General features: G+C 44.9%; 14 protein-coding genes. 8 read left to right on the top strand and 6 right to left on the bottom strand.

Features of this window, described 5'->3' with window-relative positions:
• Complete coding sequence (gene dnaB / locus AC0L6N_RS21380; protein ID WP_006993007.1) at positions 1–1,392, bottom strand: replicative DNA helicase; 1,392 nt, start codon at positions 1,390–1,392, stop codon at positions 1–3.
• 154 nt (positions 1,393–1,546) lie between these two features.
• Complete coding sequence (gene recQ, locus AC0L6N_RS21385) at positions 1,547–3,355, bottom strand: DNA helicase RecQ (RefSeq protein ID WP_473477539.1); 1,809 nt, start codon at positions 3,353–3,355, stop codon at positions 1,547–1,549.
• A gap of 128 nt (positions 3,356–3,483) precedes the next feature.
• Here recQ and AC0L6N_RS21390 point away from each other — a divergent pair, with 128 nt between their 5' ends.
• A complete protein-coding gene (locus tag AC0L6N_RS21390) occupies positions 3,484–3,957 on the top strand; it encodes a thioesterase family protein (RefSeq protein ID WP_473477541.1) in 474 nt (157 codons plus the stop codon).
• Between the two features lie 106 nt (positions 3,958–4,063).
• Here AC0L6N_RS21390 and AC0L6N_RS21395 read toward each other — a convergent pair whose 3' ends face one another.
• Genes AC0L6N_RS21395 through AC0L6N_RS21410 form a run of 4 tightly spaced genes read right to left on the bottom strand, consistent with a single transcriptional unit; the run spans position 4,064 to position 8,395 of the window.
• On the bottom strand, positions 4,064–4,498 hold the full coding sequence (locus AC0L6N_RS21395) for a group I truncated hemoglobin (protein ID WP_473477543.1): 435 nt from the start codon (positions 4,496–4,498) through the stop codon (positions 4,064–4,066).
• Positions 4,498–5,346: a DUF3034 family protein gene (locus tag AC0L6N_RS21400; protein ID WP_473477545.1), complete on the bottom strand. Its 849-nt coding sequence runs from the start codon at positions 5,344–5,346 to the stop codon at positions 4,498–4,500. Before AC0L6N_RS21400 ends, AC0L6N_RS21395 begins: the two co-directional genes overlap by 1 nt.
• Positions 5,336–7,672 carry a putative bifunctional diguanylate cyclase/phosphodiesterase gene (locus AC0L6N_RS21405; RefSeq protein ID WP_473477547.1) on the bottom strand — a complete coding sequence of 779 codons (2,337 nt, stop codon included), beginning with the start codon at positions 7,670–7,672 and terminating at the stop codon, positions 5,336–5,338. The genes AC0L6N_RS21400 and AC0L6N_RS21405 overlap by 11 nt, the downstream gene beginning before the upstream one ends.
• Positions 7,673–8,395 (bottom strand): methylamine utilization protein, encoded by a 723-nt coding sequence (locus AC0L6N_RS21410; RefSeq protein WP_473477549.1) that lies wholly within the window; start codon positions 8,393–8,395, stop codon positions 7,673–7,675. It abuts the gene before it with no gap.
• Positions 8,396–8,689: 294 nt separating this feature from the next.
• On the opposite strand from AC0L6N_RS21410, the gene AC0L6N_RS21415 reads away from it, so the two are divergent.
• The 7 genes from AC0L6N_RS21415 (at position 8,690) to AC0L6N_RS21445 (ending at position 18,730) form a co-directional block, all read left to right on the top strand.
• Complete coding sequence (locus tag AC0L6N_RS21415) at positions 8,690–9,292, top strand: mechanosensitive ion channel domain-containing protein (RefSeq protein WP_011573189.1); 603 nt, start codon at positions 8,690–8,692, stop codon at positions 9,290–9,292.
• 153 nt (positions 9,293–9,445) lie between these two features.
• Positions 9,446–10,363 (top strand): mechanosensitive ion channel family protein, encoded by a 918-nt coding sequence (locus AC0L6N_RS21420; RefSeq protein WP_473477551.1) that lies wholly within the window; start codon positions 9,446–9,448, stop codon positions 10,361–10,363.
• A gap of 123 nt (positions 10,364–10,486) precedes the next feature.
• Positions 10,487–12,226 (top strand): autotransporter assembly complex protein TamA, encoded by a 1,740-nt coding sequence (locus AC0L6N_RS21425; RefSeq protein ID WP_473477554.1) that lies wholly within the window; start codon positions 10,487–10,489, stop codon positions 12,224–12,226.
• Positions 12,223–16,002 carry an autotransporter assembly complex protein TamB gene (tamB, locus tag AC0L6N_RS21430; RefSeq protein ID WP_473477555.1) on the top strand — a complete coding sequence of 1,260 codons (3,780 nt, stop codon included), beginning with the start codon at positions 12,223–12,225 and terminating at the stop codon, positions 16,000–16,002. Before AC0L6N_RS21425 ends, tamB begins: the two co-directional genes overlap by 4 nt.
• Before the next feature lie 268 nt (positions 16,003–16,270).
• Complete coding sequence (locus tag AC0L6N_RS21435) at positions 16,271–17,608, top strand: magnesium transporter (RefSeq protein ID WP_473477557.1); 1,338 nt, start codon at positions 16,271–16,273, stop codon at positions 17,606–17,608.
• Between the two features lie 216 nt (positions 17,609–17,824).
• A complete protein-coding gene (locus AC0L6N_RS21440; RefSeq protein WP_041713142.1) occupies positions 17,825–17,998 on the top strand; it encodes a DUF1328 domain-containing protein in 174 nt (57 codons plus the stop codon).
• A gap of 183 nt (positions 17,999–18,181) precedes the next feature.
• Entirely contained in the window at positions 18,182–18,730 is a 549-nt protein-coding gene (locus tag AC0L6N_RS21445) for a BON domain-containing protein (RefSeq protein WP_041714172.1), read from the top strand.
• Positions 18,731–18,749 lie beyond the last annotated feature (19 nt).

Genomic DNA, 18,749 nt, shown 5'->3' on the forward strand with positions numbered 1-18,749 from the left:
TCAATACTCGTCGTCCCTGGGTGGCCCAGCATAATTGTCAAATCGAGAAAACTGACCTTGGAAGGTAAGTCTTGATGTACCAATAGGGCCGTTACGCTGTTTACCAATAATGATCTCAGCCACGCCTTTGTCTTCACTGCCTTCGTTATACACTTCGTCTCGATAAATAAACATGATCAAATCGGCATCTTGCTCAATTGACCCTGATTCCCTCAAATCCGAGTTAATGGGGCGTTTATCTGAACGCTGCTCTAGTCCACGGTTTAGCTGCGAAAGTGCAACGACCGGCACTTCGAGCTCTTTTGCTAGAGACTTTAACGAGCGAGAAATTTCGGCGATTTCTAAAGTACGGTTATCACTCAAGCCCGGCACCTGCATCAATTGCAGGTAATCGATCATAATCAGGCTAATACCACCGCGATCGCGAGCCAATTTACGCGCACGCGTACGCACTTCCATTGGTGTCAGACCGGATGAGTCATCGACGTATAAGTTATCTTTGTCTTTGAGCATGGCCATAGTGTTAGACATGCGGGCCCAATCTTCATCATCTAATTGAGCGGTACGAATTTTGGTTTGATCTACGCGGCTCAGTGAGGCAAGCATACGCATCATGATCTGTTCGGCGGGCATCTCTAAGCTGAATACCAAAACTGGCTTTTCTTCCAGTAACATAGCGTTTTCACATAAGTTCATAGCGAACGTGGTTTTACCCATGGAAGGACGCGCGGCAACTATTATCAAATCTGAAGGTTGTAACCCACTGGTTTTCTTATCTAAGTCAGTGTATCCGGTAGAGACACCAGTCACTTCTTTATTGTTTTTAACTAACTCTTCAAGGCGGTCAATGGTTTTTGTTAGTACGGACTCAATGCCTCGTGGACCTTCGTTTTTTGCGGTTCGCTTTTCCGCAATTTCAAAAACTCGACTTTCCGCCATATCGAGTAATTCGCCGCTATTTCGGCCTTCGGGATTATAACCAACATCGGCGATATCGTGAGCCACACCAATTAGCTCTCTAACGACGGCGCGCTCTTTTATAATATTGGCATAGGCAGTGACGTTAGCAGCACTTGGCGTGTTTTTCGCTAACTCGCCTAAATAAGCGAAACCGCCTGCTTCTTCAAGCTCGTCTAGATTCTCTAAATCTTCTGAAACAGTGATTAAATCGATTGGATGGTTGTTTTTCAATAAGCGCAGAATCGCGCCATAAATGACCTGATGGGAGCGGTTGTAAAAGTCTTCCTCGGTGACAAGTTCAGCGACTTTATCCCAGGAGTCAGGTGCGATCAACATACTGCCCAGCACAGATTGCTCTGCTTCAATGGAATGCGGAGGAACTTTAAGTTTTTCGACTTTTTGATCTTTATTTTTTGCTGAAACGGCTTTCACAGAAGGTACATTTATCCTCAAGAACAGGTGGCTAGTATGCGCCAAATTACCCCTGTTAGTAAAGGTAAGATAACGCGGTAAGGTATGTGGTTAACGATGAAAGTACGGTTATAAAAAAGTATTTTTGTTCGCCAAAGTATCGACTATTTTAGCACTACAAATCTTGCGAATAAGCAGATATTGCAGCTAGAAACTCGCTGCCATAACGGTCTAGCTTGGTTTGACCAACCCCATTGACCTCTAAAAAGTCGGTTTTAGACTGAGGCAGCTTATCGGCCATGTCTGCAAGAGTTGCGTCACTGAAAACGACGAATGGCGGCACATCTTCCCTTTGCGCAATGGACTTTCGTAAATGCTTTAACTTGGCAAACAATTTACGATCGTAGTTCATCTCTTTGAGCTTTGATTTTTTACCTGAATCAATTGTCAGACGCGGCACCGCTAATGCCAGTTCTAATTTACCTGCAAGGACACCCCTGGCTTCCTCAGTTAGTTTAAGCACGGCGCTTTGTGTAATGTCGATGCGCAGAAAACCTTTGTGGATGAGCTGATTAATTATGTTGTGCCAGTGCGCATCAGACTTATCTTTACCAATAGCAAACGTACTGAGGCTATCATGACCTTGCTCAACAATGCGTTTGAGCTTTTTGCCACGTAATACATCAATGACATATTGGCTGGCGACATTCTGTCCCAAACGATAAATACACGACAGCACCATCTGCGCCGGCACAGTCCCATCGAATCGCTTCGGCGGATCGAGGCAAATATCACAGTTGCCGCAGTCATGGGCTGAGTACTCGGAAAAGTAATTGAGTAAGACTTGTCGCCTACAGGTCTGAGCCTCTGCGAACGCCTCCATAGCGGCAAATTTTTGCAATTCGATATCTAGACGTTCGGGGTTATCACCCATACCAATCCACTGGCGTATCCGTGCAGCATCTTTTTCATCAAACAAAAGTAATGCTTCTGCCGGCATACCGTCTCGCCCGGCGCGCCCTGTTTCCTGATAATAGGCTTCCACGCTACGTGGCAAATCGAAATGAACTACAAAGCGCACATTGGATTTATTGATCCCCATACCAAATGCGACAGTGGCCACAATGATGTCGATGTTATCTTGAATAAAGTCCCGTTGGATTTTGTCTCGTATCGGGCCTTCAAGGCCGGCATGGTAACCGGCACAGTTGATACCTTGTCTGGCAAGAGCAATACTCAAATCATCAACTTTCTTGCGGCTGTTACAGTATATGATCCCGCTACCTTCTTGTTGTTTTACGTACTGAATCACCTGATCAGTCGCTTTGTATTTGAACAATTGGTTGTAACGGATATTAGGCCTGTCAAAGCTGCCCTTAAAAATGAACGGATCCTGTAGGGCGAGTTGCTGCAAGATATCACTGCGCGTTGTGATATCTGCGGTAGCGGTCAGCCCCACCACTGGAACAGTAGGAAACTGTTGTTTTAATTGACCTAGCCGACGGTACTCTTTACGAAAGTCGTGACCCCAGTGTGAAACGCAGTGGGCTTCATCAACGGCAAAAAGGGCGAGTTCTAGACTATGTAAGCGCTGAATAAAATCAAATTGCATCAAGCGCTCAGGGGCGACATAAATGAGTTTGTAACGACCATCTTGCATGCCGCGATAAACATTGTGTATTTCTTCGCTGCTGAGGTTTGAATTGATATAAGCTGCACTGACCCCTGATGCGACAAGAGCGTCTACTTGGTCTTTCATAAGAGCGATAAGAGGTGAGATAACAATGGTTAACCCCTCAAGCACCAAAGCTGGTATTTGGTAACAAAGTGATTTCCCTCCTCCCGTAGGCATAAGTACTAAGACATCGTGACCTTGTAATATCTTTTCGATAACGTCGCGCTGACCGTCACGAAATTCATCATAACCGAAAACCGTTTTCAAAACGGATTGGGCGCTGTTGATAGCGCTTGTAGCGGGGGGCATGTGGGACAAAAATCAGGCTCTAAAACAAAAATTCTGCGCGCATTTTACGTGTTTTTACACCATACATCACTTGCCAATAACTAAAAACTTCGTCACATTGGGATCTTCGCCTGAATAAGGAAGATTATATGAGCGATAACAAAAGCTTAACGCCAGAGCAGTTGGCTGAATTCGTCATCGAGTTTTTTCAATCCAGTATGCCCTTTAACCAAGCGCTGGGATTTCAAATTGAAACCTTAGCTGATCATGAAGTGCAAATACGTATGCCTTGGAGCAACAAGCTTATGGGTAACCCGGTGCATAAAATCTTGCACGGGGGCGCAACCGCTGCCATTCTCGATACAGTAGGCAGTGTGGTTGCTCTTATGTATGGAATAAAGCAGCTTAAGCCTGAAGAGGTGGAAGAGTTCAAAAATACATTGGCCAACAACGGTACCATTGATATGCGAGTAGATTACTTGCGCCCAGGTAAGGGGGAAGAATTCATAGCAACTGCTAGCGTTATTCGCAGGGGAAGAAGGGTAGCTGTATGTAGAATGGAGTTACATAATGAAAAAGGTCAACATATTGCCTCCGGCACGGGGACCTATTTAGTCGGGTAATTCAGTAAGGGCTCTAGCTAGATATGTTTGCGCCCCTTTGCCTTTGACCGTTACGTCTGCGTTTTCAAAACTTTGCTATAAAAATATGTACAGTTAGCGCTCAGGGTTACAAGTAAATCATCTCTTTGCGAGTCTTAGCCAGTATTGCCAAAACCTTGTTCTGTATAGGGTGAGGTATTTCTGCCTTATTCATTGCGTTTATAAACAAATCGACCCCTCGATTAAAATCGGTTTCAGTGATGTTCATGCCTGCATGCACACGGGCCATAGTGTCGCCCGTGTATTCACACTGCCCTCCGGTAAGGTGGCATACATGTTCAACCAGCTTTTCTCTGAAGCGGTCAACATCTGTATCCGTAAAATATTCGAAAATAACCGGATCGAATTCGATTTCTGTAATGAAATTGTCTACAACTTCTTCTACCTTTGGCTGGCCGCCCATCTGAGCATAAACTGATTGTTGCGCATTTGATGCGCAGGCACCTATCCCGAAAGCAAGCGATATTAGGAATAATACAAATAATGGTTTGATAGCATTCATTAAAGTTGTCCATTAAGAGAAAGGTAGACGCCGTCTTGACCATGTGCGCCGGCTATTGAGCCTAAGTCAGCCCACGCCAAGGTCACACTGAAATGCTTGCTAGGAATATAGGTAATAAAAATGTCTTTCCAATCATCTTCACCTAAGCCTAAATTGTCTGGTTTTTGTCGATATTCAATACCTACCGCAAGGTTGCGAGAAAACAAGATACCCACAGACGCTTCTAACATCATTTCATAGTCATCGTTGTTGGCGCCGCCGAAACCTAATAACCCCATTTCGTTAGCTTTGGTAGCTCTAGCGGTAAGATTCCACACCGTGTTGTAACCCGCAAGTGCGCCTAAATGAACTTTGGCCGCTGCAATGTAAAAATCCGTACCCTCGTTGGTTTTATTGGCACCAACGGCATTAGCAATGCCTTCGTCCTCAAGCACTTTATGTTGAATTCCCACGCTTATTTGTGGCCAGCGAGAATATACGACGTCTCCATAAACGCGATACTTAACACCGTATATATTTTGCTTAATATCGACACCCGCCTCTTTTAGATCGAATCGGTGTTGAGCGACACTGACTTCAACACGGTCGTAAAAAGACGCGCTTAACCCCAGTACATTTAAGCGATAATCATCCATATTTACTTGCGTCATAAGCGCACTAAAAGATACTTCATCTCGACTATCGTACCCAGATAGCGTTGCCCATGGCACAATACCACCGCCACCGCTGCCTTCTAATTGCACTAAACCTGCGGTTCCTATGAGTTTGCCTTCTTGGGAATAAGCCACGTCGCTAAGAAGGTAAAGTAGGAGTGCGCTAGCATATCTGAACCCTATTTTATGTAGCATCTTTTTCAAACCAGTTAGTTAATTGGTGGGTGTTATGCCAAGTGATTAAGTCGTCAAATGGGATGGGTTTACACATGTAATACCCTTGAGCAAACTCGCAACCCCATTTCTTCAACAAAAGGAGTGTCGCTTGACTTTCTATGCCTTCGGCCACCACATTCAAACCGAAGCTGTGGGCTAAATCGATAACGGTTTGCACGATTTTTTGGTCACCTTGCTGAGAATCAAGAGATAGGACAAAGCTTTTGTCCACTTTTAAAGTAGTGACAGGCAAATATTGTAAATACGCCATGGATGAGTAACCGGTGCCGAAATCATCAATCGCTATCTCAAAGCCTTTATCTCTAAACGCTTGCAACTGTTGAATTGCCTTTGCAGGCTCTTGCACCAAATCACTCTCTGTCATCTCAAAACTCAAAGCTTTACTGCTTAATTGGCTTGCCTCCATGAGCGAGGATATATGAGGCAATAATGCCTGATCCATCACGTCTTTCGCTGATAGATTGATGGCGATACTCATCTCAATACCAGCGTTTCTGAGGGCAACCGCGTCTTTTATGGCTTGATTGATAACCCAGTCAGTAATTTTTCCTATAAACCCAGCTTGCTCGGCAACGCTGATAAAATCTTCAGGGGAAACAAAGCCCAGTATGGCATTGTTCCAACGAATCAAGGCTTCTACCTTAGTGACTTTACCTGTGTATAAATCTAACTTAGGTTGATAAAAAAGGCTCAACTCATCTTGCTGCTCTTGCAAAGCTGTTTTAAGCTCGGCAATAATTGATAGGCGGCGAAGATAACGATGTTCAAACTCCGGTTGGTAGGCAAGTATTGGCTGATCTGACAGTTTCGTTTCATCGAGTGCGATATTGATACGCCTGAAAAGCTCTTCGGCATTGGTCGCGTCATTTGGGCAATTCAGCATGCCTATGGATAACTTGGCCATAATGGATGAATCACCCGTATCAATGGGTTGTTCTAAGCTATTTATAAATTGTACGACCTGTTTTTGTGAAAGGTGCTCATCAGGCACCCAAAGTAGCTCCCCACCTGCTAATCTAGCACCTATCCCACCATGTTCGAGTAGTCGATTGGCAAGTATTTGCAGGCAAATATCGCCATTGTGATAACCAAATACGTCGTTAATACTTCGAAAACCAAACACGTTAATGCCTAACACCTGAAAGGGTTTGTTTTCTTTGAATTTAGCGCAAAGTAGCGCTTCCATATTGTAGCGATTATTCAAACCAGTCAGTATATCGTGCTGTGCTTGATAGCTTATTTTTTCTTCACGATGGCGAATGTTAGATTGCATTGATTCCAATGCCTGGGCTAAGTTTGTTACTTCGGTAGAGTTAGAGTGAGCAACGATTGTCTTATTGTAGTCACCGGTAGAAATGCGCTGGGCTGTATCCGCAAGCGCAACCAATGGTTTAGCGACTTTACGGGAAAATAACGCTGCAAAACATAACGCCAAAATAATTGCTAGTAACGCTATGAACAAGATATTCAGCTGCAAAGCGTTAAAATCGGCAAATAGACGATGAAGATCATTCGACAGCGTAATCATTACTTTAAAATCGCCTTCTTCCTCCAACAAAAACTGCCGAGATACAAAAGGTGCATCGTTAAACAACGTCAGTGAAAGCCAAGACAAAGTCTGTCCCTGCTCTGCTAAAGCTACCCCTAACATTTCACTGTGCAAGGTACTGATGGTGAGGTTATTTTCTCCATCCGCTTGCACTTGTATGGTGGTATCCAACTGAGTGACATCTTTGAGCTGTTGCGCCCATCCATGGTCTATTTCAAATCCAATGACGGCGACGGCAATCGGGGTCGGCGCATCGATAGTCAGCATCATTACTTGGTATAACTTGTTATCGATAAGTAGCAGCGCCGCAGCACCACCGTTCAGTAGGGCGTTTTGTATTATTTTTGAATAAGGAAAGGGAGTTTCTGTCGGCAGAATATTCGGAACGCTGGTGATGTTGTTGCCGCCGAGAGAGACTAGCGCCATCAAATCGGCGGTGATCCGCCCGCCATGGTTAAACAACGCGCTGTTGATCGTAGGAATATCGCCTGAAGCAACGGCTTGTTTGAAGCCGAAATCAGCAGTCAATACGCTTGCTGAGTTGTAAAGCACATCCTCCCGACTCTCTAATACTTGCTCAAAAACGTTTTGGGCGACTTCAAGGTCACTGTTTAATTGGCTTTGTGCGTGCTTGCTCGTTGAGGTCCATACATTGATGAGTATCATGGTGGCGGTGAGTACAACCAAACCTACAACAAGGCGGAATATGCTTTGGTTTAGCTTTCTAGTGGCCAATTACTGCTCCCTAGAGGAAAACTTGCGCGAAAACTTGCGGCGTTTTACTTCTGTTTTTTTGTTCTCTAAAAGAGTCAAGGTCACTGTTTTCATTTCATTTACTCTATTGCTTGTACGCTTAGTGCTTTCACTATTCTGGGCATTTTCTCGGGCGAATGACTTCTTCACACGCTCTGAATTACTGGCAGACAAGTTAGCATGCCAAAAAGTAAACTCAGTTGCTTGTGTGCGCAGCCTTGCAATGCCATCTTGGTCTGTGATGGCGGTAACTTCATTTTCAGCTACATAGATGTAGCCAAGCATCTGGTCGTGAATATTGCAGCCCAGTACCACGACGCCAGACTTATCAAATGTAATAGGCGTTGAATGTTCGCCCTTATAAAGTCGTATCTCAAAAGGCTTAGGCTCAGAAAAGCTGTAAATATGGTGACGAATGTCATCACTGTTCGGAAAGCGCACCGCCTGATTTTTTTGAATAACCAGAACATGAGGAGAAAACTGCGAATTGATTTGATCCATCACAGCAATGTTAGCGATATCATCAGTGGGTTCTCCGTTCGCACTCACAACGGCATTAGCAATAGGGTTGCCCATTTGATCAACGACCTTAAACTGTATTACTTGTGTGGCGCTGGCGATATCAATAACTAATGAAAACATGAGCAGGAAGAAACCAGTTATCCAGCGTGTTTGCTTGGTGTCAATCGTACGTCCCTTGTTCATGAGAACTTGATTCCTATTATTTAGCGTCTTTTTTTGCACAATTTAATATTACACATGCACCTTTAAAAAGCACTTGGGATCGCAAAATTGCGTTAAATTCGCCAACTTAGTAGGTTATTTTATAACTCAAACGTGCTAACCGTAACGATGAGACAGGCTAAATCAATATCAACTGCTGCTTTGGATATTCTTTTTATCGACTAACATAGGCATTTACATTAAATTGCCAGTCAACTATTGAGCTGTTAGGCGCGTTGTAAATTTTTCAGCGCCATATCATTGGAATCGTTTTAGATGTTAAAGACACAGTGGGCTGATAAAATTTTAGATTGGGCCCAGCTCTACATGGGGAGCCTTATTTGGACTCTAGTAATGCTATTTGTGTATGTTTTAGTCACTAAATGGACATTGCCCAGGATAGAAAAGAAAATAGATGAAAGTAATTTAAAGTCACCTGAGGTACTGCGGGCTTATCACATCATTCGACTGGTAGTCGGCATTCTCACTTTCGCGATAATACTCATCGCTTGGGGCATAGATTTTAGTGGCTTACTGGTGATTTCTACGTCTCTCATTACATTGACCGGAGTGGCATTCTTCGCGAGTTGGTCTTTGCTGAGTAACATAACAGCTTACTTTCTGCTGTTATTTCAAACGTCATTCCGCCGAGGTAATTTTATCCGCGTATTGGATGCTGATAACTATGTGGAGGGCTTTATCACTGAGATCAACTTATTCAATACTAAGCTCATCACCGAAGACCGAGAAATTATCGTTTATCCAAACAATCTCATTCTAACTCGCCCTAGTATCATCAACCCCAGAGCGAAGTGGAAAACAGTGGGTAAGTTTACCGATAGACCAGAAAAGAAAATGCCGCAAATACGTAAAAAATAATCTTACTTCTGACTCATTCGCCACTGTTAAGCATGCTAAAATAGGACTTATATCAACACTTAGCTTGGCATGCCTGTTTTAAACAATGACATCTTAGCTTGAGTTGATACTCGATTCAGCCCATTCGAATAGCCAACAAGTATGAAGCCGTAAATGAGTATAGATTTTCCACCTGTTTTAGAGCACCTCTCGCTTTTCCTCAACGCCCTGTTTAGCAACAAGGTCGTGTTAACTATCCTGCTCGCATTCTTCATCTTAGGCGTGAAATACGCTTTGGTGAAAACTGTGCGCAATCGCGCCATCAGCAAAGGTAAAGACAAGCGAGATTTGGTCAACAATATCAAGAATTTTATCAATTTTGTGATGTTGTTTTTACTACTCAGTTTGTGGGCAGGAGAGTTACAAAACTTCGCACTTTCTATTGCGGCATTTGCGGTGGCTATTGTTCTTGCTACTCGCGAGTTTATTCAATGTGTGATTGGTTTTTTCTATTTGGCCTCTACCCGTCCTTTTCGCATCGGAGATTGGGTGCAAGTGGGGGAAATCGTTGGTGAGGTATCTGAAACTGACTGGATGAAAAGTACGCTACTAGAAGTAGACATTCACAAGTACGAATACACAGGTAAAACATTGTTTATTCCTAACAATGCGATGATCACGAACACGATAAAAAACCTAAACTTTTTAAAGCGTTACGCGACGCACCATTTTAATATCACACGGGACCAGAGCGTTAATCCCTATTTGTTTATTGATCAGCTACAGGCAAAAGCAGAGTTGTATTGTGCGGATTTTAAAGATGTTGCCTACCGGTACAGTCAAACGATTGAACGGCGCCTAGATGTAAAAATTGCTGGCCCAGATCCTCATATTAACGTTTCCACTTCGGATGTAGGCGATTCAGTTGTGACAGTCGCGATTTTTTGCCCAACGGAACGTGCCATAGAAATAGAACAAAAACTGATTAAAGATTTTATGACAATGTGGTTTGCCGCTAGGCTCAGCGGTAACGTTTTATCAATTCAGAATGAACTTGATGAGAAAAATAATATCGATGATAGTGCCCCCTAATAAAGAGATGATGTCTCGTGCTTACTATTGTCATAAAACTTGCTTAGTTATCGATTGTTTTCATATCCGATAGGTAAAGTGGGGTCACAGCGCTCTTCTCGCTATCTAATCAAAGAGGTCACAGTGTTCACTTTACGGACGGTTCAATTATCTTTTTCTTGGTTGATCGCACTTCTCGTGCTTGTTGCCCCTCACGTTTTGGCGATGTCGGTTGATATTGAAGGAGCAGATGACAGTCGTTTAGAAGAGAATATTGAGACACATATTGGCATCATTGGTGCCCCAGTGGGGTGTGAGCTTACGCCAAACTATCGCCAAACTGTTAAAGAAGCGGTAATTAAAGCGGCTCAAGCAATTGGCTATTATCAGCTTGAAACCTTAAGTATACGTTTATCAAAAGACCAAGAGTGCAGCGAGTTATACCTCTCAGTACGAGCTGGCACGCGTGTAAAAATCAGTCAGCGTCAAATAGAGTTAGTTGGATCTGAAAAGCCAGACACGGTATTGCAAGGCGTTATTGATAAAGCCCAGCTAAAAGAAGGTACTTTCTTAGAGCAAAGTCAGTATGAAAGCCTAAAAAGCAAGCTGTTGTCTACGGCTCAAGTGCGCGGCTATTTTGATGCGAAATTTACCACCCAAGAAATTCGTATCGACTTCGATACTTACTCAGCAAGTATTCACTTAGTCTTTGCTGCAGGTAAGCGGTATGCCTTCGGTAAGCTGCTCATTCCAGAAGACGACAAAGCGCAAGTTCTTATCCAAGAAGTATCTACCTTTAAAGAAGGTGAGCCTTACCACGCAGATAAACTAGCGGAATTTAACCAAAACTTAAAACTCACAGGCTATTTTCAACAAGTTGTGGCGCGTCCGCTCGTCAGTAAAGCACAAGGCGATGAAGTACCCATTGAATTGATTGCCAGCGCCAAGCCCAGAGACACATTTAACATAGGCGGAGGTATTTCTACGGATACTGGCCCCAGCCTTCGATTCAAATGGCAGCGCCCCTGGGTTAACAGCAAGGGGCATAGTTTGTCAGCTGACGCATTTATCTCAAGCCCAGAGCAAAACATCAGTGTGAAGTACAAAGTGCCGCTTGAGGGCCCACTGAATAATTATTTGAGTTATCAAGCGGGCCTTAAAGCCGAAAATGACAATGATACGCAAAGTGAAGTGATTACTCTGGCCATTCAGCGCCATTGGGGCGAGCCTGATAACGATTGGAAACGTATTGGATTCTTACGTTTAGAACAAGAAAAGTTCACTCAGGGAACTGAAGATGAACAAACCACCACGTTATTGTTGCCCGGTGTCACTGTGAGCCGGCGAAGAACGCGCGGTGGGTTAGACCTCAATTGGGGGGATAAACAGCAATACACCCTAGAGGGCGCCACCCAAGAGGTGGTGTCTGATATCGATTTGGTGCGTATCAGTTTGCAATCTAAATGGTTGCGTTCCTATGGAAAACATCGCTTATTCGCTCGGGCAGAATTGGGGGCTATTGCGACCAATGACTTCTCTCAAGTGCCATCGAGTTTGCGCTATTTCGCAGGGGGAGATCAAAGCGTACGAGGATTTGCCCTAAATACATTGTCGCCAGAAGAAGACGATGAATTAACCGGCGGGCAATATTTGAGTGTGGCGAGTATCGAGTATTCCTACCCAGTGACAACCGATTGGCGCTTAGCTGTTTTTACGGATGTGGGTAATGCAAGTGACAAACCATTTAAAGATCTCGCCACCGGTGTTGGCTTAGGCGCTAGCTGGGTTTCACCTGTTGGACCAATACGTTTTTATTTTGCGCGAGGTAATAGTGTGGAAGAAACCACATGGCGCTTTCATTTTTCCATGGGGCCTGCATTATGACGCTATTGAAATATTTAGGCATATTCCTTTGCGTTTTGGTTTTGTTAATTGCTGTAATTGCATCGCCTTGGGGTACAAGAGGCGTGCTGTCCATCACTGATAGCAGTGTAGACGGGTTGGACATCGATTACGATTCAGGCAGTTTGCTTTCTGAGCTGTCGCTCAAAAGGTTAGCATTCTCGACGCCAGATTTAAGCTTGCAGATCAAAAAACTAGCCGTCGATGTTAATTGGTCTTGCGTGGCTACGATGCAAGCATGCCTATCTGAGCTTAGGGCGCAAAGTATTGGCGTTAACGTCACCCCTAGCGAATCGTCTGAGCCCGAAAGTACTGAACCGTTAGGGCGTATCACGCTGCCATTGCCGGTATCCGTGGATCATTTAGACGTGCGTAACATTCGAATCGACGTGGTCAATACAGTAGGTGTAACAATACGGTCTGTATCCAGTGAGCTCAGCATGTTCCGTACTTTGCACATCGACCACTTGGCAGTTAATGGTATTCGCGTTGAGTTACCTGAGGCCAGCCCTGAAGCGAAGTCCACTGATAATCAACCGTTAGACTTGCAAACAATCGCCAATTGGCAATACACGCCGATAACGCTGCCGGCTATTGTGTTTCCAATTGTTATGCGCGGAAATAATTTGGCGCTGGATGACCTAGTGGTTTCTCAAGGCAAAGCGTCGCTTATTGATATCACGAAGCTGCGAGCAACCATTAATATTACCTCTAAATTACTCACGGTGAAAAAGTTGCAGCTAAGCTCTAGCTTAGGGGAGGCAGACTTAACCGCTACCCTGAGTAAGCAATGGCAGCACCAAGCAACGCTGTTGTTCAATACTACTACCAATAGCCCATATCCTATGAACGCTAAGCTGAATCTCAAGGGAAATTTGCAGCACAGCGAACTTAAGCTCAATACCACCGGCTTAGTTGACTTAACGGCCAGTGCTAGCGCTGATTTGCAGTCAAAGCAATTACCTCTTGCTCTTGAGGTCAATTGGCAGCCAGTCGAGTGGCCGATAAAGCAACCACAATTACTGATTGAAGAAGGCCAGCTGACGCTGTCTGGAGATATTAACCAGTATAAATTGGCCTTAGATACCGCCCTCAAAGGCGCTTCAGTCCCCCAATCGACATTGACCGTGCATGCTGCGGGCAACAATCGCCAAGTGCAGCTTACTCGATTGGCCATCGATACCCTTGGGGGGCAAATACAGGCGTCAGGAAATGCCACCCTAGATACCTTAGCAAAATGGCAAAGTCAGCTTCAGTTTACTGATATTCAACCCCAACGCTTTTGGCCCAAACTGGACGCTAATATACAAGGCGAGCTTAGCCTTGACGGGCAATATGATGGCCAAAACATACTGGCCCAGATGCGTGATCTTGTTGCATCTGGCAAATGGTTAGATTATCAGTTAAGTGCTTCTGGCGAAGCGAACTTTGACTCACAAGAAGGGCTTGAAATCCCCAAATTGTTGGTTAAAACAGGTGACAATCAAATCACCCTTGTCGGTTCATTAGAGGCCTTTGAAGACGTACAGGCGCAATTGACTGTCGACGCCCAAGACTTATCTCAGTTGTATGCCTCATTTGCTGGCAGGGCACAGTTTGAAGCGCAAATAGATGGCACAATCTCTGCCCCTGAGGCCAACTTTAGTGGCTCTGCTGATAACATCGATATACCCGATATGCGTATCGCACAACTCTCTACCAAAGGGCAAGTTATTTGGGATGCTCAGAAACAAGCCAACGTCGAATTGCAACTTAGCAATAGCGTTATTAGCCAGCAAAGAATAGCGAATTTAAATGTGGCTTTGAACGGTGATGCACAGGATCACCAACTGAGTTTATCGCTTAATAGCAACATGGCTGACGTCGTGACTAAATTGCACGGAAGTCTGTTGGATAGCCATTGGGATGGCGCGCTAGATGTACTTACCTTTGCCTCAGATGCAGGCCAATTTGATTTAGAGGATGAGGGGCCTAGCATATCCGCTAATTGGGCGACTGATGAATATCGTGTCGCGCCATTCTGTTTATCTGATAACGATGCTCGCGTGTGCATTCGCCTTGCTGAGTATGCAGCCACTGGTGCCCAGTTTGATCTGGCGATTGACGACTTACCCTTAGCTCCATTGCTAAGCGCTAACTTAGCGCAACTACAAAAGATAGATACCGATGCCAAAGTAAACTTAGTGGCTAAAGGCGATTGGGACACAAAAAAACTGCCTATTATTGAAGCTAATATCAGTTTAACGCCCTCAACCTGGACGGTAGAGGGGGCGAGTACACCCCTTGAGTTAGATGTGCTTAACATGCGCGTTAACACCATAGTCGATAAAGTGGACGCTAAAACCGCAGGTAAAAATGACCCACCTCAGCATGTAGTTACGCAGTTGACACTGCAAAGTAAGCAATTAGGCGAGGTGCACTCAAATGTTGACTTGCAATTAAATGACCAAGACAAGCCGCTTTCTGGCCAGTTAACGTTAAGCAATATTACCCTAGGTGCTGCTGCCCAATTTGTACCGCAATTGACTGAACTCGCTGGGCGTATCGATGGCCAAATAGAGATCGGCGGCAACTTAACCGCGCCATTAATCAAAGGAGAGGTGACGTTAATTGAAGGTGCCGTCGCGGGTTCAATGCTGCCATCGCGTATTCATCAGGTTGAGCAAGTTATTACGTTTACTGGGCAGGCGGCGACGCTGAGCGGGCCATTCCAACTGGGCAACGGAGAGGGCCAAATAGACGGTGAGTTCAGTTGGCAAGATACCCCTAGCGCGACAGTGAACGTTAAGGGAGATGAAATGGAAATCGACTATCAGAATATCGTCAGGGCTAAGTTATCGCCTGACATCAATGTGCAATTTGGGGAAGCAGGATTATCGTTTAAAGGAGAAGTCACTTTACCCTACGCCCGTATTAAGGTGAGGGAGTTGCCACCCAGTGCTTTATCACCTTCTAGTGATGTGGTGTTGGTAAATCATGAGCAAGTCGCTAAAGAAAACAGTTTGCCGCTGGATTTATCTCTACAAATTAACATTGACCCAGACAAAAATAATGACGTCAAAGTGGATGCATTTGGTTTGACCTCAGACTTAGAAGGCGCATTGTTATTAACGCAAGCTGGCGAAGTCCTTAATGCTAACGGTGAGCTGAATTTGGTCAATGGTCGCTACCAAGCTTATGGCCAAGATTTGGTGATACGAGAAGGAGAAATTCAATTTAGCGGCCCGATAGATAGCCCATATCTTGCGGTGGAGGCAATTCGAGATCCTAACAAAACCGCAGATGATGTGATTGCAGGCTTGCGAATTCAAGGCAGTGCGTCAGAGCCTCAAGTCAGCGTATTTTCAGATCCAAGTATGGAGCAGCCAGAGGCGCTTTCGTATCTGTTGCGCGGCACTGCAATCAATAGTACTGATGAATCCTCAAGCGACGGGGCACTGGCCAGCGCGTTAATCGGGTTTGGTTTAGGTAAAAGTGAAAACAAAGTGACTAATATCGGGCGCAAACTGGGCGTAGAAGATCTCGCTTTAAATACCAGTGGTACGGGAGACGAAACCAAGCTTTCGGTTTCTGGTTATATCGCGCCTGGTGTGCAAATTCGCTACGGTGTAGGGGTATTTGACTCTGTTTCAGAAGTTGCTCTGCGTTACCAGCTATTGCCAAAACTGTATCTGGAAGCGGTGAGCAGTTTAAACAGCGAGCTGAACTTATATTATCAATTTACTCTTGATGGCAAAGAAGAGTCAAAGCCCGAGTAACTTACAGAAAAAACTAACTATGTTTCGAAACGGGCTAGCATTTTTACCTCAGTAACTGTACTGGATTGGCGCGTAATTTATTCAATAACCCACCGATAACCGTCATTATGAGTCGTTCAAATCATCTGGCGCAGGCTTATGTCATAAAAATTGTGACTTTTTTCGATAGTGTTACGTCTACTGATGATAAGTGTGTCGTTGTCTATTGTTTTTCATATTTTGTATTTTCATATCATCATTATCTAGCGCATTTTGGATAGGAGTCACCATGGCTGAATTATTACCCGAGTTGATTGAAGAAGTTGTATCGGCTCCAGAGCGCGGTGAACAAGATAATGTAGTGGCACTTGTAGCGGCGCAAGACACCGATGATGTGGCATTACTGTTAGAGTCTTTACCCCTAGAACAGCGCCTAAAAGTGTGGGAAGGAATACCCAAACGACGTCGACTCGATGTGCTGGTTGCCATGCGCGGGGATCCTCGCGAGACGTTAATTGCCGCCACTGATGTAAGTGAGTGGGAAGCCATTTTCTTTGAGGTGGACGCTGAGCAATTACTCGAGTTGTCAGATTCATTGCCCAATGCATTGGTTGATAAAGCGCTGGATGCCATGGATAAGCAACAGCGCCAGTATTTCACTGACGCGAGCCAATTTAGTGATGATGAAATTGGCCACTGGCTTAGCCAGGACCCACTTGTGCTGCCTTTAAACGCCAAAGTACGAGATGCACTGCGTTTGATTCGCCGAGATGTGCCAACCCATGCTGACACCATCTTCTTGGTTAACCGTGCAGGTCAATTTTCAGAAGCTGTAAAGTTAACCAACGTCATGGGGCTACCCGAGCATGTGCCCTTGGTGGATTTATCAGAAGAGGTATTCGATACCATCAACGCGAGTGACGAGCTAACCACGGCATCCTTGATGGTTCAACGTTCCGGCTTTGCTTCATTGCCGGTTGTGGATGAACAAAACAAAGTGCTGGGTCGTTTAGACATTTCCACCGCGAGTGAGCTACTGAATGAATTTTATGAGCGCCAAATTATGGCGACGGCAGGTATGGATGAAGACGAAGATTTGTTCTCGTCGGTACCTAAGAGCGCAAAGAACCGAGCGGTTTGGTTAGGTATCAACCTACTGACGGCATTTTTAGCCTCAGGTTTTATCGGGATGTTCGAGGCAACATTACAACAGGTGGTGGCGCTAGCGGTTCTCATGCCAATTGTGGCGAGTATGGGGGGCATAGCAGGTAGCCAAACCCTGACTTTAATGATACGCGGCCTTGCCTTAGGGCAAGTCACTGGCTCTAACGTGAAAGCCTTACTTAAGAAAGAGTTGAGTGTCGGGGGCTTAAACGGTGTGGTGTGGGCATTGGTGATTGGCTGTATCGCATATTTTTGGTTTTCAGACGCAATGCTCGGATTGGTGATTTGCTTAGCGATTTTATTAAATATCATTGCCGCCGCAGCGGCTGGAGTCGTGGTGCCTATGGTGTTGAACAAGTTCAACATCGACCCAGCGTTATCGGGATCAGTGATTCTAACGACGGTCACAGATATTGTAGGGTTTGTCGCATTTCTTGGTTTGGGGACCTTGTTCCTAATGTGATTTAAGTGAAAGCACAGCCTAGGACGGAGCAATTATACAATGTGTAATTTTTTCGTAGCCCACTGCAAAACCTACAAGGATAAGGGGAACGAAGAATAGTTGAGCACCACAGGGCAGGGCTTATGGACAAGTTCAGATGTTGGCACGTATGTCGCTTACTACACCCAGCCGAAGGAGCATTAACTCCTTCGTTTATCCGTTTTAAAGGAAGTGTGTATGTTGACTTGGGCCCTAACATTTTTTGTACTTGGCGTAATAGCGGCCGTTTTTGGTTTTGGTGGAGTGATTGGCGTCGCAGCCAGTATTGCAAAAGTGATTTTTTTATTGTGCGTCGCGTTTGTCGTGCTCTTCAGTGTGTTGGCATTTAAACAGCATAAGCGGCATAAGTAGTCATTAACATGAGCGCCATTTTGGACTCTAATATTCGGCCTGTTTTGGCTTGCCAAGATGAGCTGCTAGCGGCGCTAATGCTCGAAAATGACTGTTTTTAATAAACAAATCAGAGTTTTACTCTTGGCATCATTATCGCATTAGCTATGTTTTGAAGGTCTAATGCAAATGTGTGAGGCAGCGATGAAAAAGATATTACAAAGCATAACCCTGATTGCCATCTTCAGTACCGCCAGTGTTGGCGCCTCAGCCGGTAACTACTGGAAAGCGAGTGCGCTTGATGGTTGGATTGATGGTTACGTAGAAGCCACCTTGTTGCTAAATGGCAACTTGGATGCAACTGGCATTGATACGGACGTTGACAATGGCTCGGTGACCCTACGAGGTAAGGTGGAAACAGACTTAGATAAAGCCTTGGCGCAAGAATTAGTCATTGGTGTTGAGGGTGTGACTGGGGTAGAAAACATGCTTACGGTGTTTTCACCGGGAAAGAATGAAGACAGCGAAGTGCAGGCTAAGCTAACCGATAACAAAGTTGCTACTGTAGTCAAAACCCGTCTACTGGCGGCACCGGATATCAGCAGCACCGAAATTGACGTAAATAGCACTAAAGGTGTGGTCGTGTTGCAAGGGCAGGTGAAAAATGACGCTGAAAAGCAACGAGCGGTTGATATCGCTCAAGAGGCCATCGATGTAGAAAAAGTGGTGAGCAAGTTAAAAGTTAGCGAATAAATCATTGCACGCGCTGTAG

This window comes from Paraglaciecola sp. G1-13 (genome assembly GCF_055809255.1).